Below are 22,544 nucleotides of genomic sequence, written 5' to 3' on the forward strand. Positions count from 1 at the left end.
AGGTTAATTGTAACTTTTTATTTTAATCTGATTTCTGTTACCCTCCCCAATAGTGTTCCTTCCTTATTGAACAGTCCAGCTTTTACGAGTGTTTTGGGGGCCGCGATAAAATCGCTCTCGTACTTTGTTGAAGCTGTTGTGGGGTCTTCCCCGTTAGTAGAATAAAAAATATCATATCCAACGGTTTCCGTATTTAAATACACATAGGCCTCACTCTCTAATTCGTCCAGGGCATAGGAAGCGTATACCGTGAACAAACTTTTGGCATAATTCACCTGCTCCCGTTCCAGTCTTTTAAAGTGGGAAGCTTCCATGGCAGTTTGAAACCGCTTCCAATCCTTAACTTTAGTGTCGCTCCAAGACACCTCTGCACTGGCCAGAGCGCGAGGGTACAACATATATTCACAGTGTTCTTGAGTGGGGGTAAACTCGCCCCATAAACAGGCTTCATTGCCCAGAACCCTATTTACCTCTTCGGGCGTCAATTCTGCCGGTAGAGGCTCATGACCATATACTTTGGACAAGGGCAGAACCACTTTAGGACCTTCGGGCTCCATAAAGGTGGGTCCCTGAACCTGACTGATATACATATGTTTATAAGATGTCATTACAGTAGGATACCCCTCCTTTGGCGCGGTAATTTCTGGGGTGTACGTACCTCTCCGCCATGCCATTATCGTAGCACCGGGTGCACCTTTTCCGCTTAATATCTCATCCCAACCTATCATGGTCTTTTTTTGGGCCTTTACTATTTTATGCACCCTTTGAATAAAATAACTCTGTAGTTCCTCTTCGTCCTTTAAGTTATTTTCTGTTTTTACCCCTTGGCAATACGGACATTTTTTCCAATTGGATTTATTGCACTCATCACCACCTATATGCAGGTATTTTGAGGGGAACAGGGCCGCAATCTCTTCAATTACCCCTTCCAAAAACTCATAAGTAGTGTCCTTACCTGCGCAGACCGCATTATCGGGTGCCTTGCCCCCTACCGCTACTTCAAAATTTGCATCGGGTTCATCATAGCAAAACAGCTGAGGATATGATGCCACCAATGCCTTGCTATGCCCAGGCACATCTATTTCCGGAATAATTTCCACATTGCGCACTTTTGCATAGGCAATAACTTCCTTGATGTCTTCCTGAGTGTAAAAGCCCCCAACCGTTTTTGGTTCTTCGGCGGTTGCCTCCTCACGTTGCCACCAGCTTACGCCAGTTCTATCGGCACGCCAAGCTCCCTTTTCAGTAAGGTTCGGATACTTTTTAATCTCGATTCGCCATCCTTGGTCATCGGTCAAATGCCAATGGAACTTATTTACCTTGTAGGAGGAAAGAACATCTATATGTTTTAGGATAAATTCTTTGGGTTGAAAATGTCTGGAAACATCCAACATGATACCGCGCCAGCCAAATCTAGGGCTGTCCTTTACCGTCATCCCTGGCACATTGACCGTTCCAGAATTTTCCAAAGGAAAGGTTTGGTGTAAGGTCTGGAAACCGTTAAAGAGTCCTCCGTAATTCTTGGCGGTTACCACGATCGATGCTGGTTGTACCTCCAACAAATAGCCCTCATCCTTTACCGCCAAATTTTTATCGAGTTTAAACAAAATATGTTTTTCCCCCATCTCTGGATTTCGGTAAGAATAGGTAAGGTTAAGCCCTAAATCGCTATAAAATTTTTCCGCCAAATAAGGAATTAGCTCCCCCTGAAACTTTTTGGGGACCACTACTTTGGTATTCTTATCCAGAACAAAGGCATCCCCTGAAAAGGAAACCGACTCTGGTTGTGGTACAAAGTGATACTCTTGGGCCGCCACTTGAAGGTTGAACCCTATCATTAAAAAAAACAGTATACTAGTGAGATATTTTATCATTTACCTATTGGTTTAATTGTTCTAGGATTACTTCGGCTACTTTCTTTCCCTGTTCCGTTGTCCCTAGTTTATTATAGTGTACGTTACCTGGTTTTTCCATCCATTTTTCATGATTTGGCAGGGTATACCCATATAAATCATTTATGATAACAGAAGGATAATTCTTTAAGACTTCCAAGGCTGCTTCATTATATTTTTTGGCATCACCCGCATAACGTCCATTTGCATTTTCGGGAACTGGGGTCGTGGTAGCAAAAATCAATTTTGTATTTGGAAAATTGTCTTGCAAATATTCACAAATGGCCACCAAGTTTTCTTGGTAGGTCGGCACCGTAGATACGATTTCCCCATTTTCTTTGTCCATTCCCTTGCTACTCATATACTTAATATCGTGGAGCCCAACATTGAAATGAATTAGGTCCCATTCAAAATCCCAACCACCTTTTAAATGTGGTTTAAACATAGTTTGCTCAAGTTTATCCATCTTAGGAATAAAGTCGTGGCTAGAAATACCATTGCTGAAAATTCTAAAAACCGAGGCTTTCCCGGCCAGTTCTTCCCTAACCGTTGTGGTATAACCTATGGAGATCGAATCTCCGTAGAGCAAGACATTTGGCACACCTTTTTTGGGGTGTATATAGGAAAATACGGGTCCGTCCTGTGCCCTTAACCCTGACCAGGCCTTTTCGGCTATACTTTTATTGGTTCCGCAAGAATATACCTGCGGCAATAATGCTAAACCAACACCGCCTGCACAGGCCTTTTTTACAAAATCCAGTCGTTTCATCTTACGATTTTTACTTAACCATGAATTGCTGTCTCCATTTATTAGATTTGCTATTTCATATACATATGGGATGAACCTATAAGAAGCTCAATGAGGCCTTTAGATAACACAACAAACTATCAATTTAAAACTCCCCAAATTCAGCTCTATTGGTACCTATTGTTGTCCGTTTTTAACTCGGCATCGAATTCGTCCAGCATCTTGATCAACTTTTGTACCATTTTAGGATGGGCTTCGGCTAGGTTTTGGCTTTCGGAGATATCCTCGGCCAGATTGTAAAGTTCTATTTCCCCTTCATTCCTTCTTAGTTTCCAATTGCCTTTTCTAACTGCTTCAAGCGTAGACTCTTTGTAATAAAAGAATCCATCTTTCTTATGAGGCGAAGCCTTTTTCTTTCCTGCCAGTAAGGGCCAAATATTTTTTCCGTCCACGATTTCCTCAGACATATTGCCATCGGTTAAATAAGCAATGGTGGGCAATATATCTATGGTAGAGGCTACTTCTGAACAAACAGATCCTGCAGGTATGGCTCCCTTCCATTGGGCGATCATTGGCTCGCGCATTCCGCCCTCATAAGTCTGAAATTTAAACCCTCTTAAGGGCAGGGCAGATCCCCCATGACCATTCTTGAGATTCCATGGGCCATTGTCCGATGTAAATATTACAAGTGTATTTTTATCCAGATCTAAGGCTTCCAAGGTCTCTAAAATTTGGCCCATGCTCCAATCAATTTCTTCGATTACATCACCATACAGACCACGTTTACTTTTTCCTTTAAATTCTGGGGAGGCATGTAATGGAATATGGGGCATTGAATGCGCTAGATATAAAAAGAACGGCTCTTCTTTATTCTCCTCAATAAACTCCAAAGCTTTTTTGGTATAGCGCTGTGTTAATGTCGATTGATCTACAGGGTATTCAATAATTTCATTTTGTTCTGTTAATGGCACCATGCCTCCTCTCCATTTTTCCTGTCGCAAACTATCGATGGTCATGCCTTCTCTAAACAAAACGTTTTCTGATACTTTGGCTTTCGGATATACGGACATATCGTTGCTATATGGAATACCATAATACATATCGAAGCCCTGAGCAGTTGGCATATATTGATCCTTATCCCCTAAATGCCATTTCCCAATACAAGCTGTGGCGTAGTTTTGGGTTTTGAGCATATCGGCTATAGTCAATTCCTCATTTGGTAATCCACCTGGTAAGTTCGGCCATAGTACCTTAGGAACACCAACTCGAGGTGGGTAAGCCCCTGTTAGCAATGCTGCTCTTGATGGTGAACACACGGATGAAGCAGAATAAAAATTGGTAAATTTTATACCGTTTTCTGCCATTTTATCAAGGTTAGGGGTTTTAATTAGTGGCGAACCAAAAACGCCTACGTCCTGATAACCTTGATCGTCCGTAAAGACAATAATAATGTTTGGTTTGGAGTTTTTATTCTGGGCGATTAACACTGTTTTAAAGCTTATGAAGCCCGTAATGATCAGCGTTATTAATTTTATTCTTTGCATATATTGTTCTATTTTTCATTCAATAAACCATCAAAATGATAGGTTTTACCAGCTTCAGTTTTAAACTCAATAGTTTTGTCATTGTATTTTAAAACACATGGCAAGCCACTTTTTGAAAGAACAGAAACGCCTTTCAATTGGCCTTCTTCCCAAGAAAAAGACAATTCAAAACCACCTCTGGCCACTATACCCGAAACACGTCCTTCTGGCAAGGCCATTGGTAAAGCTGGCAATAATTCAATTTTATCTAAATGGCTTTGTAATATCATTTCCAAAATACCTGAAGCTCCACCAAAATTTCCATCTATTTGAAATGGGGGATGTGCATCAAAGAGGTTTGGATACGACCCACCACCTTCTTTTCCATCTGCTCTTTCTGCGGGACTAAGTAGATTATGCAATAATTTATAAGCATGATCTCCATCCCTAAATCTAGACCAAAAATTAATTTTCCATGCTAAACTCCAACCAGTACCATTATCGCCCCTATATTCCAATGATTGCTTTGCAGCGTTCATTAAATCTGGCGTATCTTCATAATTGATTTCATTTCCGGGATGAACAGCCCAAAGATGCGATACATGTCTGTGATGGTTTTCAGGGTCATCATTGTCTTCCATCCATTCTTGAAGTTGACCGTATTTCCCAATTTTATTAGGAGCTATCTTAGGGATCAAGGCTTTGATATCATTGGAAAAGGCGGCATCCACATCCAAGATCTCGGCTGCCTCAACAGAAATATTGAACAAGGCCCTTATGATTTGGTGATCCATTGTAGGACCGGCCACTAGACCACCTATTTCAGGGGAATTGGACGGGGAACTTATCAAATATCCCGTTTTAGGATCCTTGTATAAATACTGGGAATAGAATAAGGCCGCTTCCTGAATAAGACGATATTTTTCTTTTAGGAACACTTTGTCTTGTGTAAACAAATAATGCTCCCAAATGTGGGTACTTAACCAAGCCGCTCCACCCAACCAAATACCGTGGTGCGATGCGTTTACCGGAGCTGCACCACGCCAAATATCAATATTGTGGTGTGCAATCCAACCCTCGGCATTGTAGTGTGCTTTGGCCACTTTGGCTCCAGTAATAGAAAGGTCTTCAATTAAATCGAATAATGGTTCATGGCATTCACTTAAATTGTACATTTCCACCGGCCAGTAATTCATTTCCAAATTAATGTTCGTGGTATAACTACTAAACCATGGGGGTGTTAATTTATCATTCCAAATACCTTGAAGTGTTGCTGGCTTTGTTCCTGGACGACTACTGGCAAGGGTTAAATATCTCGCATATGCTACATACAAGGCTACCAGTTGCGGATCGTTTGGATCGCTGCTAAAATCCGAAATGCGTTGATCGGTCGGATTTTTGGATTTTCCGTTATCCCCAAAACTAATTTCAAATCGGTTGTATAAGGATTGGTAATCTGAAATATGCTTTTCTTTTACCGCTTTGAAATTTGTACTAGCAACTTTAGTCAATATTTCAGGCACCATTTTTTCAGGCTCCCCTGAAACGTCTTCAAAATCAATATAATTTGTAGCAGCGGTTAAATAGATGGTGGCTTTTGAGGCCTTGGAGATTTGAAGTTTCCCTCCCACCGTTTTTATGGTACCGTTTGTTTCCACCCTTAGCGTAGATACCCCTCTTAAAGCGCCATCCTTAACCTTAACTTCCAGGGTTTGAGTAGAACCATTGGTCTTCACCGCTTTATCTTCATGAATAGCATCTAACCACAAATCGAAATTAAGGGCTTTGGATTTACTGGAAGTTAGGTTTACCGCAATAATCTGATCCGGAAAACTGGACAATACCTCACGCTTATATTCTACACCTTCAACGGTATAGGATACCGAACCAATGGCATTATTTAAATTGAGTTCGCGCTTATAATTGGTGTAGTTATCATGGTTTTTGAAATCGATATAAATATCACCAAACGGTTGATAATGCACTTGCTGTAAGGGTTCGCTCATAAACTCTTGCTGTGCCAATTTTTGGGCCTCCATTTGTTTACCTTCTGTAAGCAACAGCCGTATTTCATTTAAATAATCTCCAGCATCTTTATTGGAATAATCGTGGGGTTGTCCACGCCAAAGCGTTTCTTCATTAAATTGAATATGCTCTTGTGAAACACCTCCATAGATCATGGCCCCAAGACTACCGTTGCCCACTGGTAACGCTTCTGTCCATTCTGTAGCAGGTTGTTTATAGGACAAATTTATTTTTTCCTGGGCCTTTGTCCCTTCAATTAGTAAGAACAGGATAAAAAATAAGGTAAGTATATTTCTTCTTTGCATCCGTTTAACTTCTGATCATTATTGCTCAATTCTTATTTAGTGCACCCTTGTATTCCTAACTTTCCCAATGGTCAGCGATAATTTGATGTATTTCCGGATTATCCGAATCGGTATCCCCCAAGGCTTCCCTTTGCCTTAATATCTCCTCTTTCATTTCTTTAATGATATCCTTGTATTTAGGATTATCATAGGCGTTTCGAAGTTCCTTGGGATCCTGTTCCAAATCAAAGAATTCCCAATATTTATCTGGTTGTTCTTCTTTGGTGTATTCATTTACCTTGAGTCCGTTTCCATAATAAAACGCAAGCTTATAACGCTCTCCCCTAATTCCAAAATGGCCAGGGCGGTCTTTGCTATGGTCCCAGTACCTGTAGTAGCCATGCTTGCGCCAATCTGCAGCGGTATTGCCTTTTAAGTTCTCGCGAAAACTATGGCCCTGCATGGTTTCTGGATAATCAATACTGGCATAATCGGCGAACAGGGCGGAGAAATCGGCATTTTCTATGATATCCTTATTCCTGGTTCCAGCAGGAATCTCTTTTGGATACCTAATTACAAAGGGCATGTGAATGGATTCCTCATAGATCAAACGCTTGTCGAACCATCCGTGCTCCCCTAAAAAATACCCCTGATCGGCCGTATATATCACTATGGTATTTTCTGCCAATCCCGACTTTTCCAAATAATCCAAAATTCTGCCAATATTGTCATCAATGGCAGCTCCACAGCGCATAAAATCCTTTACAAATTTCTGATAGGTCTTCATTCTTGCCTCATCAGCACTTAGGCCCTCCACCGAGAAGGGCAATTCCGGATAGGCCATATAATCTTTTCTCAATTCAGGATCGGCAGTAGCATCCAAATAGCGCTTTTGCAGGTTGTCTATAGATTGCCCCTTAAAGACCCGCCCAGTAGTTTCTGCTCCACGATCATAGAAGGAATCCGGTACCGGAATTTCCTCATCGCGATATAGATGACTAAATCGTTCTGGGTAATCATAGGGTTCATGGGTAGCCTTAAAATGGCACATGGCCATAAAAGGTTTGGATTTGTCCCTGTTTTCTATCCATTCCATGGTTTTATCGGCAATGATATCCGTACTGAAACCTTCCACTACCTTTCCACCCCCATAATAATCTTCCCAGTTATCAGCTGTTTTCAATCTTGGGTTCCAATAATCGCCCTGCCCGGGCAATACGGCATAATAATCAAACCCTGCCGGCTCCTGTTTTAAATGCCATTTCCCTATAATAGAGGTAGCATAACCGCCTTTTTGCAGTTCCTTCGCTATATTGTTATGACTCGGGGATAAACCAGCACCTAGGGTAGTAACCCCATTAACGTGACTGTATTGTCCGGTTAGGATCGTTGCCCTACTGGGGGTACAAATGGAATTGGAAACCAAACAATTCTCCAGTACACAGCCTTCAGCTGCCAACCGTTTTATATTGGGATTGTGCACATAATCCTTAAGTATGCCCCCGTAAATTCCCCAGGCCTGGGCAGTATGATCGTCGGACATTATAAAAAGAATATTGGGTCTCTCCGAACTGTCCACTTTTTTTTCTTCCGTCTTATTCTTACAACTGGAGATTGTTAAAAATAGGGCTAAGCCAAGTAAAGTTGCAAAGAATTTCATTTTCATCATGCTTGATATATTTTAAAACTTAATTTCTGTAAAATTAACTTTTAAAACCAAAAGATAGCTTTTAACACTAGTTATTGGGATAATTATACTGTTATTGAAGTCAATAATCGATGGTGTTTTAAACCATCTGGACTTCATTCTATAATCAAATTCTATGGTCCAATTTGTAAAATGCCTGGGGTTCTATTTAAATGACTTCTAGATTTTTCTGGATTGGGCATTAAAATGCATAAAAAAAGGGAGAAATAGCCTCCCTTTTTAATCTAACTAAACTAACCAAGAGGCGTATACCCCTTATGCTTTATAGGACTATTGCCGCCTAAATCTTCGCTTTCTGGAATACCGTAAACAAACCTCACTGTAGGCAGGTAGATTTAAGCACTACCTCTCACTGGTCAAAAAAGAAGTACTATTATAAATTTTCTGAAGGATACCCCAGCTCCTGTCGTAATTTTAGGCCCATGACCTGAGTCCTATTCCTTAATTTTTTGGCTTGGGTCAAAAGGTTTTCAGTTTGCAACAATCTATCCACCAAGGCGTTCTGATATTCCTTGGTATTTAGCAATGTATAATAATTGGACATTCTTCCAAAGTCCCTGATTTTATTGTACTTAGGACTATCCTGTGGCAGTATATCCACTAAGGCAAGATGCTTTTCCAATACCGGCTGCAAGTGATTGACCACTATATCGTTGATCTTTGCATCTGTTATTTTAAATTCAGCAATTTCCGTGGGGTAGTTGGAGATAAGGGTTTTTAGAGAATCACTTTCAATAATCTCAAATTTAGAGGTACTTATTACCGAATTTAATGCCCCGTCCAGCAAGACCATTGGCGCATAATTAATGTGCACAATGGTATCCTTGGCCCCTGGCGTAATTTTTTCGGGAGCAAGGCCAACATAGTTTAAGGTAGCTTCCAATCTGTTAACATTGTTAGAGTACTTGACGATGCCCTCATTAAGAACTTTCAAATTTGTGTTCAATTCTTCATACAGGCTATGATAGATTTTCATCTCCACTATCCGGTTTTTCCTGATTTCATTTAAATCGTTGATTTTCCATGCAATCAAAATACCTATTACTATCAGGAATATTTCTCCAAAAGCATATAAAAGATAACTTTTGAATTTTCCGGAAAATATGAAACCCCGTCGAATTTTAGCAAATAAGCGCATAGCAGCTACTCCAATTTTAAAGCTTTGATATCCGTAATGAGTTGGGCTATGGATGCCCTGTTCAACCCATTATAAATACCCCTAATATGTTTGTTTTTATCTACAAGCAAAAAGTTTTCCGTGTGCAAAAAGTCGTTTATATCCTTTGGCACTCCCAAATCATTTTCTACAAAATATTGATTTCTTCCCAGATTGTAAATTTCCGTTTTATCCCCTGTAACCAAATGCCATTTATTATCCATTACCCCATTTTTTTGGGCATAGTTTTTAAGTACAGGGACAGAATCTATAGAGGGAGTTACCGAGTGTGATAGCAATAGCACCTCAGGATCGTCCTTAAAAGCCTCTTGCACCTTGACCATATTTCCGGTCATCTTTAGACAAATTCCGGGACAGGTGGTAAAGAAGAAATCCGCTATATAGATTTTATCCTCAAAAGTCTTTTGGGAAACAGTATCCCCTAGTTGATTTAGGAGTTTGAAATCCGGGATTTTATGAAAACTTTTTTCTTCCCCACTATTGGGCATTATCCAATAGGGCGTAAAGGATTCATCACTGTAATAGGGAAGGTATTCCACCCTACTGGTCTCCACCACTTCTACGGTCTCCTTTTTTACTTGTTTTTTACAACTCCCAAGAAGTGTCAACAAACAAACTAAAACCAACCCAATCTTCTTAATCCCTAACAACAACTTCATCTTCTAATTTATAACATGAATTAGCCCTGAGCATCCCAAAAATGCGTCCGTTTTTGGCCTCATAATTAACATATAAGGTCCCGTTTGGCAGCCAAGCCTTTTGTAAACCTTCTTCTTTTCCTTCTATCAATTGCCTTACTTTGGACAATTGCCCGGTAGCATACCATTGTTTTTCCTCTCCTTGCTTTAAGCCATTAACATAATTGGATTCTTCCGCCAGCACCCCGTTTTCCCACCAACTTTTATATACCCCAACCAATTTGTTCTGACTATAGGTAGATTCTACCCTAAGCACCCCATTTTCGGACCATCTTCTTGCCAGGCCTTCTCTTTTCCCATTAAGAAACCCTAGTCTTTCAGCCAAGGTATCATTGGCGTGAAATTTCAACGAATAGCCATTGTAAGGCTGGTTTTTGTAATACCATTTGCCTTCTATTTGGTTAAGGGCCAGGTCCTGTTTGGATACCTCAGCACTATCTATTACAATAGATTTCCCAATCTCACTTTTAACACCAGGTGCCTGCTTACAATTTAACAGGGAAAAGGCCGTCAAAAATAATAGGATTAATGGTCGCATAATTTCCTTTTAGTATCCTTGATAAGGACCAGCAAAAGCCAAATAAGATCCTGTTGTAGAATACAATTCATTAATAATATGATAGTGATACTCCTCCGCTCCATCGGTATATTGGGTAGCCGTTGTATGTCCGCCAGAAGCATCCAAATCTGTTGGGTAGGTTCCTGTGGAAGTACACTTTCTACCGTAAAGAAAAACCCCGTCCAAGAGTATCCCCACTAAATTCTCATCATCATCAGTGAAAGCCTTGGGCTCCAAGTGGTAATGGTATACCCCTGGGCCTATATGGGCACCTGTCCAATCCAAACTAGCCGCAGCCTGATTTAATGGGCCGCCTCCTTCCTGATCGTTAAAAATGGAAGCCCCACTTACGGCAATACCGATAGTATTCAGTTGGGTGGATACTGTGTTACCGGTTAAATTAGGGGTTGCATCCACCATAATGGTAGTGGCGTTGTTGTTACTGGACATGATGCTTGGCGTTCTAGCCACATCGGGTTCCTCCTTATATAGGGCATTTCCTTCTCCCCAATAAACCGTTTCATGGTTGGGCAAACCAGTAGTTTCTATTACTACATTGGACCCATCCAAATAAATAGAGGTGGCATCGGAATTAAAGGCTGAAAATGCAGCGTGCAATTCGGTTACAACGGTTTCTTCAGTATCTTCATCCGAAGCGCTATCGGCACTACAGGCAATTAGGGTAGTTAACAACAAGGCCGAGCCCAGTGCTATTGCAGTGATATATTTATTCACTTTTGTTTCTTTTTTCATATCCTTCAATTTTGGGGGTTTACGTTGTTACTTTTGTCTATTCTGAATTTATGTTAAAACAAATCTCGTAAATTGGGCAACATGAAAATCTTCAAATCCATGAACTGCCCACTCTTTTAAGTCAATAATGGATATGGATCGGTAAACCAATTTTTAGCCCAATGACTTTAGGCTATTTTACGGGTTTTATCATTTTATAAATGACCAACACAGCCAGTACAATTACAATACATGAAACAATAAAGGCCCACCAGAGGTTGGGTTCATTACCCGAAATTTTGAATAGGCCCCATATGTTTTTCCATAATTCCATTAGCTAATTATCTTTGTTAAATTGTATTTCAATTACTTTGATTAGAATGCGCCATATTATTCTCTATTCATTGAACATAAGGGGCCATAGCTGATATATCGCTACTATGTAGTTGTTATTTCCTAAAATCTCCGCTAGAGGTACCCAAAAATTTATATCAGCGAACTATGGTAAGAGGCACTTCTTTAGATTTATTGGACTTATTAAATAAATGGCCTACCCCCAACACTGTCAAGCCCAAAATCAATATAGCTGCAACACCCAATACAATGACCCCTATACCGGTCGAAAAAAAACTAGCTTCATTTTTGCCTACTTCCACGAATTGATTTCCAGCTACCGCCAACGAAAGGTTGTGATCGTTGGCATTGTTCAAAACAAATCGTTCTTTACTAAATCCTTCCTTTAAAATAATTAGGGCACTTTGATTTTGGTGAATGTCCTTAAAGGCCGTGTTTATAACAACCACTGAATTTATATTCTCGGGAATATCATATACTTCGAAAACCACCATGGTTTCATGTCCAAGTTTTACGGCTCCATTCCCGAAAGCTATATCCTCTCCCCCATTGACACTGATATGAAGGTTGTTTTTAATATGCTCCAACACCATATGTTGAAACTCCTCTGGAGTTTGATAAGGTGTTTCAGCAAAATGGGTCCTAACTTCCTGCTGAAAAGCTGTTAAGGATGCACTTATCTGTAATACCCAACTGTTTTTTCCCTTTTCCACCAGCATTGTGGTGGAAACATTGGGATTGTGGGCAAAACTTGCCATTGAAAACCCCAACGCAACTAACAGTAACATGTATTTTTTCATCTGTTTGTATTTTTTTAATAATATTAATTACCTCTGGCCCCCTTCACCGGGCTCTCCAGTTGGTCCCAAATCTCCACCAATTTGTGTAACTGTGCTGTTTATTGTAAACGAATCACCTAAATATGTTCCTCCACTATATGTCCCGGAGGTGTACAATCCGTTAACTTCAGTACCACTACTTACACTTCCGCCTGTGTAAATTTTATAAGTTTTACCTGTTTCCAATTTTGCATTGGAGTAAATAATGGTATTTACGCTATAAGGCACTTGATAAGTAAGGGCTTCCGTACCATCTTCCGATTGAATATTTAATAGTGTATTTGAGCTAACTCCATCAAAAATCACCGAGTTTTGCGTGCTTTCACTTACTGTAGGAAATGAAGTATTTAATGCCAATCCCAAAATGGTTCCTCCGGTAATTTTAAATAGATTATCATCGGTGTCAAAACTACCGTCAGGTTCATCGGTCCTTACTGATATAGCAATGGTTGTACCACCTGTAATGGTAATCCCTGCGTTACTATCAATGGCATCATTAAGGGTACTGTAAACATAGATGTCCCCTCCGTTAATATATAAATTCCCAATAGCATTTAGGCCATCATCATAAGCAGAGATATTTATGGTGCCGTCATTAATGGTCATTATTCCCTTTGCTTCTATTCCTTCGCCTTCGGAAGTGTTTATCACAAAATCTCCCCCATTAATAGTTACGTTGGGTGTAATGGAATCATCTGGTTCTTCCTCATCATCAATGTCATAAGAGGCTACAATTCCATCATCAACAGCATTTATGTTAAATGTTCCATCGTTGATAATAATATAGCCTTCTTCGCAATCCATTCCGTCGCTACTTGCCGTTAAATTAAGCGTACCCCCGTCTACAATTATGTAATCGTTGGTGTGTATGGCATCCGATGCTGCTTCCGTAACCGTGATTGTTCCGCTAATTACCCTAACGTAATCATCACTGGTTATACCGTGCTTGTAGTTTCCTGCAACGTTCAATGCTCCTGAACCGCAAAAAACCAATTGCCCTTCACTAAAAAATGTTGCTTTAGCATCTTCGTCATCAGGGATATTGCTATAACTTGATGCATCTGTCAAACTACTTGTACCCTCCAATATCACAAAAATGGTTTTTGAAGATTGTATATTGATTGCAGGTCCGTCTGTGTTGGTGATACTTAAATCAGTTAACGATAATTTGAATTTTTTATCGCTATAAATTTTTAACATACCATCGGTTGTTGTTCCCGATACCTCATAAGCTACTTCTGAAATAGAGGAATTAATGGTAACATCGGCACCGTCTTGCGTAATTACCACATCATCTGGAACAGGATTTGTAATGGTAGCCGATGTATTTGAAAATACAATTTGCACTGTATTTCCAAAAGTGGCATTTTCCACTAAATCATCTTCATCGGCACCTGTGTTATCGGTATCCCCTTCAGCAGTGCCTGTAGAGTTTGTGCTTGTAATTACAATATCTTCTGATGTTGCAACTATATCGATCTCACTTTCATCATCACTACTGCAAGCTGCAAAAACAGCGAATACTACAGCTAAAATCCCTAGTTTTTTAAATATTGTGTACTTCATAATTCCTTTATTTTAGATAAACACCAATCTTGTTAAGACTCTTTCTGAGCACTATTTTAATTGACGTAAGCTCCCTTTAAACCATTTATAAAATTGTTATTACCAGCAGTGTCTACATGGTAATGATATCCTCTAGTATCATCCATGTGCCCACGTAATTCATCCAAGTCGGAAGGACTATCGCCATTGGCATCTTCCAATGCATATATTCCAAATCCGTCCAAGGCATATCCTATTAAAGCGGCATGCCCATCTTCTTGTACTATTTGGGTACCGAATCCTGTAGCAGCATGGTAGTGATAGCCCTGATGTACATTAATATGTCCGCCGGCATCATCAAAAGGGGCGAGTGTGTAGGCACTTAAAATATTATCCACGGGTGCAGGAGCAGAAAATTCAATACCGTTCAAAGCTACTCCACGAGTGGAAGGTGCCGAAGTGCCTGCTCCTGGAGGTCCTCCTCCAGCTCCTGCCGTGGTAAACATAACAGCATTGGCCTGAATTACCGGGGTAATTGGTATGGTCCAAGTTTGTGTAAGATCCGTAATATAGGAAGGAAGGCATTCTACGCAGAAGTTTTCGTATTCGGCACCTACATTTGGATTGGCAGCATTAATACAATCATCTTCGGTATCCGTTATATAAACATCTCCGTTTGCATCATACATTAACCAATTGGAATCGTTATAAAATGTCGCCATATTCTCAATAAAGGCACCATCCACGTCATATACTACTCCGCCTTCCAGCCAAATTCCTCCTTCTTCAGCACTATCTGCAATGTTATCAGGGCACCATGGACCCATTGTATGATCCGAGGGTAAACTGCCCGTAACAATTTGATAACAATCTGTTTCCGTCCCATCAGATAAGGTGCAGGGCACCGTGGTAATGGTAACCGAGCCGTCACTTGTCAGGAAATATGAAGCATCAACATTTACAACATCAGAGTCATCTACTGTTTCGCTATCATCCGTACCGTCCGTAGTATCCTCACTATCATTGCTGCAGCTAAGGCAGGACATGAGGAGCACGGTAACTAACATTAAATATGAAAATTTATTCGTCATGGTTTCAATTTTATAATTACAATTAAATTCTAATCCTATTCACGTTTACGTCCTTTAGGCTTTGGTGCTTTCTCCATTTCCTCTTTTGTGATGTAGCCATCCTCATCTGTATCTATCGTGTCAAAATCTTCTTTGATGGGGCCTTTTAATTCATCTTTGGATAATTTTCCGTCCTCATCCTTGTCCATTTCCTTAAAAATTTGGTCTACGGATGGTGGCTCTTTTTGTCCCTTTCCCCCTTGGGATTGTGCACTAAGGTCAGCGCTAAAAAATAAGGTTACCATTGCTGCTAAAACTGCCGATTTTACTATCATTTTTTTCATTGTTATTGTTTTTTAAATTCATTCTTTGGACTACAAAGATCGCCCAAGGTTGAATGCCAAATGGCTACTTTCAATGAAGCAACGGAGGTTTTAAGCGAATGAAGTGTTAGCATCTGCGAACTTCAAATTAAGAAGGATATGGATGGCCTATTTTTGCGTTGTGATGAAAATTAATTCCTTTAATTTGTACCATGGACAGAACAAAACGATTTCTTTTTCACGCGGTATTATGGCTAGCCGTTTGGCTAATGGCCTGGTTATTAATGACAGATGATGTACTCTTTGCTCAAAAGAACGCACCTTCCTTTCTTTTACAAATTGCGGTCATAGCCGTTCTGATCTATTACACGGCTCCTGCACTTTTGTTTAAAAAAAGGTATGTTCCCTTTATATTGATCTCCTTGGCCCTGATCGTGTTCTGTGCCGCAATTATATCTGAACCTTTTTTAGGACTACTTTCAGGTCAGCCACCACGTGAGGGAGGTCCACCACCCCAAATGCGCCCCAGGGTACCGCCCCAGTTTTTAATCCACTTTTTGGTATTGTCCATTGCCTATGTGCTGGCCACCTTTGTAGAGACATTTTTGTTTGCCCAAAAGAAGGAGGAAGAAACCATTAGGAACAAAAATGAAAATTTGCAGACCGAATTAAAACTGCTGAAATCACAGATCAACCCACATTTCCTGTTCAATTCGCTGAACAATATCTATGCGCTTTCGGTTACCAATTCGAACAAGACCCAACAGGGAATCAGTACCCTATCCAATATGTTGCGCTATGTTTTGTACGAATGTGAACAAGCTTATGTACCCATAGGAAAGGAGGTAGATTATATAAAGGACTATCTGGCCATGTACGTCTTAAAAAGTAGTAAGACCTATCCTATACATACAGAATTTCAAATAAAAAACGATACTGTACAGGTGGCCCCCATGCTTTTTATTCCCTTTGTTGAAAATGCCCTAAAACACGGTAATCTAGAAAAGATAACAGATGCCTTTTTAAAAATAAGTATCTTCTCCGATGAGAAGAAAATCGATTTTGAAATTGAAAACAGCATTCCCAAAGAGTCCATGCAAAAGGACAAAAGTGGTGGGATTGGCCTCGAAAACGTAAAGAAAAGATTGGAAATACTATATCCCAAAAAGCATAGCTTAAAGATCCAAAAAGAATTAACTACTTTTAAAGTTCAACTACACATAGATCTGAATGGGAACCATTAAATGTTTAATTATAGACGACGAGGAGTTGGCACGCAGCCTCCTTAAAACCTATATTGCCAAAGTGAATTTTTTGGAATTGGTGGCCGATTTCGAAAATCCCTTGGACGCCATAAAAGTGCTTAAGGAACAAAAAATAGACCTCCTGCTACTGGACATACAAATGCCCGAAATAAAGGGTACCGATTTTGCCAAAATGATTCCACCTGGCACCCAGGTAATTTTTACCACGGCATACTCGGAATACGCTTTGGAAGGGTTTGAACTAAATGCCGTAGATTATCTCTTAAAGCCCATTACTTTTGAACGTTTTTTAAAGGCGGTCAACAAAATAAAAACGGACATTAATCCGGAAACCTCAGAGGATTCAATAATCGTTAAATCGGGCTACGACCTACATAAAATAAAATTTGACACCATTCTTTATATAGAAAGTGATAGCGAATATGTCATTTATCATACTCCCCAGGGAAAAATTATGAGCAACCAGAGCCTTAGCGCCCTGGAGAAAAAGCTCCCCGAAGAAAGTTTCATGAGGGTCCATAGATCATATATCGTTAACAAAGCAAAAGTCAACGCATTGAAGGGCCGGGATTTGCTTATTGATAAAGCAATCATTCCCGTAAGTGCCAGTTATTATGAGCTCGTAAAAAAGAATCTTTTTTAAGATTATAATAAAACAAAAAAAAGCAGTCATGGAAGCCCTAAGCTTAAAAAATTGGTTGGACTATAGCAAGTGCTCTGGATAGCTTAAAGTTTTACTTTTCCGCCGAAATCAAATTCAAATAACGACCCATCCAATAGGGCAAAAGCCAATAAACAGGTTCTTTTTCTTGGGTCGGGTCACCGCTAACCGCCACATAAGGGTTTTGATCCCATCTCATGGTTCGGTACTCACTTGGCGGGCGCAAGGCCGTCTGCAACTCTTCAAGAATAGGCTGCCGAACTACCTTTAGGTCTTCCCGTTGTGCATTGTCCACATACCAGTCTACCAAGTCCAGCGGAGCATCCTTTAAAAAGGCAATGGAATTATCCAGTTCCTCATTACCTCCTGTTAGTAGATTGTAAGTAAAATTGATCATGGGACTCTTGGCCTTTTTATGCTTTTTGAACCATTGCTCCAAATGCTCGTGATACTCCTTCTTCAATACCGGATCATCTTCATAGTTTATTAAGGTCGGATACATGTATAGGGATAAAAAGATATCAAAATAAGTCTCCCAGGAAGGATTGGTATTGTGCAAAGTTTTTGCGTTTTCCAAATACCCATCTTCCTTTATCAATTTCAAATATTCCTTTTGATACTTTTCTTTTTTGGTAATGTGATGGGTAAACTTCAAGAAAGCCAGCAACTCCAAAGAGTTTAACGCCTTTTCCGGAGCCCAATCGGGATTGTGATTCAGAATACTCGGGGACCATACGCCCCATTTGGTATGGGTTCCGTCTACATCTACCAGGTTAAAGTCGTTCTCTATGAGATGGTCCATGATTTTACTGAAATGATCCGCCACCCGCTTTTTTTCCTTGTTATCCGCCACCAAATTATAGTAACAATAATAGCCGAACAGATGCCCAGAAATCTCATCGCTACTGGTATCGCCCTTCCACTTCCATTTACCGTCCTTGGAAAGATGCCAACGCTTTTCCACTGGCTTTTGCCTGGGATTTTCAATTATTGCCTCGGCCAATTCCCGCTCCGTATAAGTGCGGTTCATATCATGGGATTGCTCCCAGGAAACTGGAATTATACTCCTTGCAAAAAAACCGTCTTCACCGGTAACTTCCCTTAAAAAATGTAAGAAATCGAAGGCTTTTTTGGCTCTTTCCTTAGCCTCCGGATTGTTGGTAGTTGCATATCTAAAGGATTCCATGGCTAGATAATTAGAGGTAAACTCCCCGTCATTATCGTCATCGTCCGGTTGTATGGTAGTGGTATCGCCCGGTACCACTAATTTGGAACGGGCTATTATCCAAGGATCCCGAACATGGCGCCGTATCAATTTATCATAAAAATAATCCGCCTTTGTCGCTAGGGTCATCTTTCTGTTCTTTATAGCACTCACCCCATTAGCAGTTGCGATCCATGCATTTCCCTGCTGGTCGAAAGCGATATCTCTCACCTCGTCAGATACCAACCAACGTCTACCTAATCTAACGGAATAGTCTTTTTCTCCCGGAACAAATCTTGTAATCCCATATTCCGTACCCACCCACATCTTCCCATCGGGAGCTTTTACAACGGAATTTACGTTGGCATTTGGTATACCGTCCTTAGGTCTTTTTTCTCCTATTTTGGCTTCTTGGTTTCTAATGGAAACACCCCCCAAACCCCCTATCCACATATTTCCAACTGGGTCAAAATCCATTCCCCTTACATAGGCGCTGATCAGATCCTCATTTCCTTGATATGCCGTAGTTTTTTCATCATTACAGTGGTATAGACCCACGTCCGTACCTATCCAAAGTCCGCCATTATTGTCAGACATTACGGTACGAATACTTCGTGCAGTATTATAATCTTTTTTCGACCATTTTTTATCCTGATACAACCATATTCCATAAGGCCCCATGGCATAAACACCTTCTTTCGTCGATAGCAGTTGGGCAATAGGTGGCTTAGGACCTTCCATTTTTTGGATATCCCCGGCTCGACCTCTATAAACTCCGTTCCAAGTGGCCATCCATACATCTTGATTCTTATCAATTTCTACGTCATAGGCCGGGCCCTGATTATTCCCATCAATAACCAACTTCCATTCACTGGAATCGATTTCCTTATGGTAAATACCATTTTTGGTGGCAATCCAGATGCCTCCCTCCGAATCGGGTTGAATAGCCCTAACATTATTGGCATTCTCGCTGTTTTCGGCAACAATAAATGCCTCGTGATATTCCTGGGCAAAAGGCTCATCTATATAAGTTGTATAAAGTTTTGAATTGGCTTCTAAGTCTTTGGTTTGGCCAATAGACAAAATAGGAATAAGAAAAAGAAAGAAAATGGCTTTGTTCATTTTAGATTACTGATCGGTTTGCCCGCTAAAGTTAATCTAAGCTGGGGATATATACCATAACAAGACAACAATAAAAGATTCATGAAAAGAAGAATTGAATTAACCTTTATAGCAGCAAAACTCCAATCTGAAAAATCATCCCAAAGACGAAGCAAGACTTGCCAAAGTATCTAAAGTCCACTATTCATTTCCTCTTTTTTCTTCTTTGAATAATACCTACCCTGCTTCACATAGTAGGATCCAACAGGAGGGGAATTATCGCCAAATTCCTTCCTAATATAGGTCAGGATCTGGGCTATTTCTTCATCTTCTAAGTAATCGACAGGTGGCATCACTCCGTCAAAGGCCTTACCATTCACTTCTATAGGCCCACTTAAGCCACTCAATACAACATCTATGAGTCTTTGTTGGTCTCCTTTGACCCATTCGGAACCGGCGATAGGCGGAAACCTACTACCGTCTCCCATGCCATTGCCCATATGACAGGAGCCACAGTATTTATTATATAATATTGCTCCCGCCTCGGCCCTAAGTGGCGTAAGATCGTCCCTTTCTTCATCGGGCGTTTTGATATGGGGGAGATTCTTGAGTTTTTCCATTTGGGCAAGTTGTCCAGGGCCAAAATTCTTTTTATCGCCCTTATACATTACCCTCCAAATTTTTCCATGTTCACTTTCGCTAATATACAGTGAACCATCTGGTCCCATGGCGATACCCATAGGCCTGTATCCCGCATCGTCGGTATCAACTATTTTATCGACCTGTGTAAAACCATCGGCAAAAACTTCCCATTCCCCAGCTTTTCCATTTTTAAAGGGGACAAAAGCAATAAAATAGCCCGCTTGAGGAAAAGGAGCCCTGATGGTGGAACCATGAAAAGCGATAAAAGCGCCATTTTTGTAATGCTCAGGGAATTGATCACCTTGATAAAAATGCAGGTCATTGGGTGCCCAATGACCAGGGAAACCAATTATGGGCTGCTCGTATTTGGCCGCATCGCCTTCCTTTTTACCATCTCCCCCATATTCAGGATTAAGCAATTTTTTACCCTGCATATGATCATAATAGTAGTACGGCCACCCAGCATTGGTCCCTTCTTTTACCTTGAGGAATTCTTCGGAGGGCAACATAGCACTCTGCCATGGGGAATAGTATTCGGGCCAGTTGCGGTTCAAATTGTCCCTTCCATGCTGCAGGGCATACAAGGTATTATCGTAAGGATTCCAGTCCATTCCAACAATACTCCTAATACCTGTGGCATAGCGGTAGCCGTCTTTTTGTGTCTGGCCAGGCTTATTGGCGTCAAATTGCCATATCCCTGCATGCCACTCCAGCTCTGGACATGGATCCTGCCCCAATGCTCCGGGCATTCTATTCTGTTCTTTTGACTGGCACACATCTCCTGGGGAACCAAAGGGAACATACATATGACCATCCTTATCAAACGTCAGGGGTTTGGCAATATGGGAATAGCCATAAGGGGAATTTTGATAGTCATCCGTGAGCATGACTTCCGGTTCACTTTCAGGTACCAACTTGCCCCTTGTCAGCTTTTGCCTATAAACCGTACTGGCTGTACTATAGTACAAATAATCATTATAGATTCGCATTCCTGTGGCATAGTACCCTTTTTGATCAAATACCCCAAACCGTTCAAATTGATCTGCTTTTCCGTCATTATCAGTATCACGCAGACCGATATTCTCACCGTCTGGATGGGCAAATCGCATTTTTATATATACATCACCATTGTCATTAACCGCAAGGTGCCGGGCGGGCCCTATACTGTCCACTACCACTACCGCCTCAAAACCTTCAGGAAGTATTAATCCCCCATTATCAGAATCTCCAGGTGGTAAATTCTTTGTGCATTGCATCATAATGCCCGAAAACAATAAGATAAACAGAATGTTATTTATACGGAGGAGAACTGCCATTTCTTTGTATTTCCTATTCGGTACCAAGTAGGTTAAATTTAATATTAAGTATCATTAAAATACCATGTATTAGTTGAAGATTCATATGCTTAATTCTATTGCCATTAGGAGTCTTATATAATCTTTTAACTTAATGACATAAATACTTGATTCACAAACCAAACAATATCTCCTAAGCTAATCAAATTTGTTCAAATAATTAAATGACTTCAAATTATTTTTAAAGGATGATTACGATATTACATAAGTATAAAACTTCAAACCTTTATTGGTCTGGATGATTAAACGAAGAATTTTGTATTCCTTGATAAGCAGGTAGGCGTGAGGCAAAACCTGTTTTTGAATCTACTCTGATTTCACATCCAACTCCATAAAGAACAATTGATTCCAACAGGCTAAATAATGCAACATTCATTAGCCATTTAAGATAAATTCCAGACCTCCTGGAACAGAATTCAATCCCTTGCGGAAAACCGCAAGGGATTATCTTTTTATCAATTTAGGTTTGCTCCATGAAATGCCATAATGGGATATTAGATTATGAATAAGGCAATGCCCCATTGAGGCAAAATTAATCACATCTTAAACACATACTGGCCAGCTTGCCGAAAAAGTATTCGGGGGAACTATCCAATTTGGCAGGCAAGGCCTTTATATGCAGATCCAAAGTGAATTCGTTAAACTGAACAACCGAATTATTCATAAATAATCATATGATACTATATAAACCTATTCCTCCCGTTTTGGACAGAGTAAAATTTAGCGATATCCGGAGAAGATCGAAAAAAATCATTGCAATACATCAACTCATTGTTTGGATTGGAACTTCAAATAACTTCGTAAATTCTGTCTTTGGACTTTTATAAAATTCTTCATTT

Annotated in this window: 18 protein-coding genes; 2 read left to right on the forward strand and 16 right to left on the reverse strand. The window is 40.3% G+C overall.

The window, feature by feature from the left end; translation table 11 throughout:
* Window positions 1–17 precede the first annotated feature (17 nt).
* The 13 genes from LV92_RS11880 to LV92_RS11940 all read right to left on the reverse strand — a co-directional run bounded on the left by LV92_RS11880 (window position 18) and on the right by LV92_RS11940 (window position 15,498).
* Window positions 18–1,874, reverse strand: a complete 1,857-nt coding sequence (locus tag LV92_RS11880) for a beta-N-acetylhexosaminidase (RefSeq protein ID WP_111623865.1) — start codon at window positions 1,872–1,874, stop codon at window positions 18–20.
* A gap of 4 nt (window positions 1,875–1,878) precedes the next feature.
* Window positions 1,879–2,661 carry an SGNH/GDSL hydrolase family protein gene (locus LV92_RS11885; RefSeq protein ID WP_111623866.1) on the reverse strand — a complete coding sequence of 261 codons (783 nt, stop codon included), beginning with the start codon at window positions 2,659–2,661 and terminating at the stop codon, window positions 1,879–1,881.
* A gap of 146 nt (window positions 2,662–2,807) precedes the next feature.
* Window positions 2,808–4,184 carry a sulfatase family protein gene (locus tag LV92_RS11890; protein WP_111623867.1) on the reverse strand — a complete coding sequence of 459 codons (1,377 nt, stop codon included), beginning with the start codon at window positions 4,182–4,184 and terminating at the stop codon, window positions 2,808–2,810.
* Window positions 4,185–4,192: 8 nt separating this feature from the next.
* Window positions 4,193–6,493, reverse strand: coding sequence for a glycoside hydrolase family 95 protein (locus LV92_RS11895; RefSeq protein WP_111623868.1), 2,301 nt, complete (start codon window positions 6,491–6,493; stop codon window positions 4,193–4,195).
* A gap of 55 nt (window positions 6,494–6,548) precedes the next feature.
* On the reverse strand, window positions 6,549–8,141 hold the full coding sequence (locus tag LV92_RS11900) for a sulfatase family protein (RefSeq protein ID WP_170126313.1): 1,593 nt from the start codon (window positions 8,139–8,141) through the stop codon (window positions 6,549–6,551).
* Window positions 8,142–8,553: 412 nt separating this feature from the next.
* The gene (locus LV92_RS11905) at window positions 8,554–9,156 is read right to left on the reverse strand and encodes a hypothetical protein (RefSeq protein ID WP_245946367.1); all 603 of its coding nucleotides are present in this window, start codon (window positions 9,154–9,156) and stop codon (window positions 8,554–8,556) included.
* A gap of 167 nt (window positions 9,157–9,323) precedes the next feature.
* The gene (locus tag LV92_RS11910; RefSeq protein WP_111623871.1) at window positions 9,324–10,016 is read right to left on the reverse strand and encodes an SCO family protein; all 693 of its coding nucleotides are present in this window, start codon (window positions 10,014–10,016) and stop codon (window positions 9,324–9,326) included.
* A complete protein-coding gene (locus tag LV92_RS11915) occupies window positions 9,994–10,593 on the reverse strand; it encodes a toxin-antitoxin system YwqK family antitoxin (protein WP_111623872.1) in 600 nt (199 codons plus the stop codon). Before LV92_RS11915 ends, LV92_RS11910 begins: the two co-directional genes overlap by 23 nt.
* A gap of 9 nt (window positions 10,594–10,602) precedes the next feature.
* A complete protein-coding gene (locus tag LV92_RS11920; protein WP_111623873.1) occupies window positions 10,603–11,367 on the reverse strand; it encodes a YHYH protein in 765 nt (254 codons plus the stop codon).
* Window positions 11,368–11,837: 470 nt separating this feature from the next.
* Window positions 11,838–12,500: a DUF6702 family protein gene (locus LV92_RS11925; protein ID WP_111623874.1), complete on the reverse strand. Its 663-nt coding sequence runs from the start codon at window positions 12,498–12,500 to the stop codon at window positions 11,838–11,840.
* A gap of 27 nt (window positions 12,501–12,527) precedes the next feature.
* A complete protein-coding gene (locus tag LV92_RS11930; RefSeq protein ID WP_111623875.1) occupies window positions 12,528–14,105 on the reverse strand; it encodes a carbohydrate-binding domain-containing protein in 1,578 nt (525 codons plus the stop codon).
* Window positions 14,106–14,161: 56 nt separating this feature from the next.
* On the reverse strand, window positions 14,162–15,175 hold the full coding sequence (locus LV92_RS11935) for a YHYH protein (protein WP_111623876.1): 1,014 nt from the start codon (window positions 15,173–15,175) through the stop codon (window positions 14,162–14,164).
* 35 nt (window positions 15,176–15,210) lie between these two features.
* On the reverse strand, window positions 15,211–15,498 hold the full coding sequence (locus LV92_RS11940; protein ID WP_111623877.1) for an EF-hand domain-containing protein: 288 nt from the start codon (window positions 15,496–15,498) through the stop codon (window positions 15,211–15,213).
* Between the two features lie 191 nt (window positions 15,499–15,689).
* Between LV92_RS11940 and LV92_RS11945 the strand changes: the two genes are divergently transcribed.
* On the forward strand, window positions 15,690–16,721 hold the full coding sequence (locus LV92_RS11945) for a sensor histidine kinase (protein ID WP_111623878.1): 1,032 nt from the start codon (window positions 15,690–15,692) through the stop codon (window positions 16,719–16,721).
* Window positions 16,708–17,385, forward strand: coding sequence for a LytR/AlgR family response regulator transcription factor (locus LV92_RS11950; protein ID WP_111623879.1), 678 nt, complete (start codon window positions 16,708–16,710; stop codon window positions 17,383–17,385). The genes LV92_RS11945 and LV92_RS11950 overlap by 14 nt, the downstream gene beginning before the upstream one ends.
* A gap of 91 nt (window positions 17,386–17,476) precedes the next feature.
* On the opposite strand, the gene LV92_RS11955 is transcribed toward LV92_RS11950, so the two are convergent.
* From LV92_RS11955 to LV92_RS22075, 3 genes are all read right to left on the reverse strand, one after another.
* Window positions 17,477–19,729, reverse strand: a complete 2,253-nt coding sequence (locus LV92_RS11955; protein WP_111623880.1) for a ligand-binding sensor domain-containing protein — start codon at window positions 19,727–19,729, stop codon at window positions 17,477–17,479.
* Between the two features lie 170 nt (window positions 19,730–19,899).
* On the reverse strand, window positions 19,900–21,666 hold the full coding sequence (locus tag LV92_RS11960) for a PQQ-dependent sugar dehydrogenase (RefSeq protein WP_111623881.1): 1,767 nt from the start codon (window positions 21,664–21,666) through the stop codon (window positions 19,900–19,902).
* A gap of 571 nt (window positions 21,667–22,237) precedes the next feature.
* Window positions 22,238–22,369 carry a hypothetical protein gene (locus tag LV92_RS22075; RefSeq protein WP_262511301.1) on the reverse strand — a complete coding sequence of 44 codons (132 nt, stop codon included), beginning with the start codon at window positions 22,367–22,369 and terminating at the stop codon, window positions 22,238–22,240.
* Window positions 22,370–22,544 lie beyond the last annotated feature (175 nt).

Source organism: Arenibacter echinorum (assembly GCF_003259375.1).
In the GTDB taxonomy this organism is placed as follows: domain Bacteria; phylum Bacteroidota; class Bacteroidia; order Flavobacteriales; family Flavobacteriaceae; genus Arenibacter; species Arenibacter echinorum.

Coding starts and splice junctions, on each gene's coding strand:
- LV92_RS11880 (WP_111623865.1), bottom strand. CDS start 1,874: ATGATAAAATATCTCACTAGTATACTGTTTTTTTTAATGATAGGGTTC.
- LV92_RS11885 (WP_111623866.1), bottom strand. CDS start 2,661: ATGAAACGACTGGATTTTGTAAAAAAGGCCTGTGCAGGCGGTGTTGGT.
- LV92_RS11890 (WP_111623867.1), bottom strand. CDS start 4,184: ATGCAAAGAATAAAATTAATAACGCTGATCATTACGGGCTTCATAAGC.
- LV92_RS11895 (WP_111623868.1), bottom strand. CDS start 6,493: ATGCAAAGAAGAAATATACTTACCTTATTTTTTATCCTGTTCTTACTA.
- LV92_RS11900 (WP_170126313.1), bottom strand. CDS start 8,141: ATGATGAAAATGAAATTCTTTGCAACTTTACTTGGCTTAGCCCTATTT.
- LV92_RS11905 (WP_245946367.1), bottom strand. CDS start 9,156: ATGAAAATCTATCATAGCCTGTATGAAGAATTGAACACAAATTTGAAA.
- LV92_RS11910 (WP_111623871.1), bottom strand. CDS start 10,016: ATGAAGTTGTTGTTAGGGATTAAGAAGATTGGGTTGGTTTTAGTTTGT.
- LV92_RS11915 (WP_111623872.1), bottom strand. CDS start 10,593: ATGCGACCATTAATCCTATTATTTTTGACGGCCTTTTCCCTGTTAAAT.
- LV92_RS11920 (WP_111623873.1), bottom strand. CDS start 11,367: ATGAAAAAAGAAACAAAAGTGAATAAATATATCACTGCAATAGCACTG.
- LV92_RS11925 (WP_111623874.1), bottom strand. CDS start 12,500: ATGAAAAAATACATGTTACTGTTAGTTGCGTTGGGGTTTTCAATGGCA.
- LV92_RS11930 (WP_111623875.1), bottom strand. CDS start 14,105: ATGAAGTACACAATATTTAAAAAACTAGGGATTTTAGCTGTAGTATTC.
- LV92_RS11935 (WP_111623876.1), bottom strand. CDS start 15,175: ATGACGAATAAATTTTCATATTTAATGTTAGTTACCGTGCTCCTCATG.
- LV92_RS11940 (WP_111623877.1), bottom strand. CDS start 15,498: ATGAAAAAAATGATAGTAAAATCGGCAGTTTTAGCAGCAATGGTAACC.
- LV92_RS11945 (WP_111623878.1), top strand. CDS start 15,690: ATGGACAGAACAAAACGATTTCTTTTTCACGCGGTATTATGGCTAGCC.
- LV92_RS11950 (WP_111623879.1), top strand. CDS start 16,708: ATGGGAACCATTAAATGTTTAATTATAGACGACGAGGAGTTGGCACGC.
- LV92_RS11955 (WP_111623880.1), bottom strand. CDS start 19,729: ATGAACAAAGCCATTTTCTTTCTTTTTCTTATTCCTATTTTGTCTATT.
- LV92_RS11960 (WP_111623881.1), bottom strand. CDS start 21,666: ATGGCAGTTCTCCTCCGTATAAATAACATTCTGTTTATCTTATTGTTT.
- LV92_RS22075 (WP_262511301.1), bottom strand. CDS start 22,369: ATGAATAATTCGGTTGTTCAGTTTAACGAATTCACTTTGGATCTGCAT.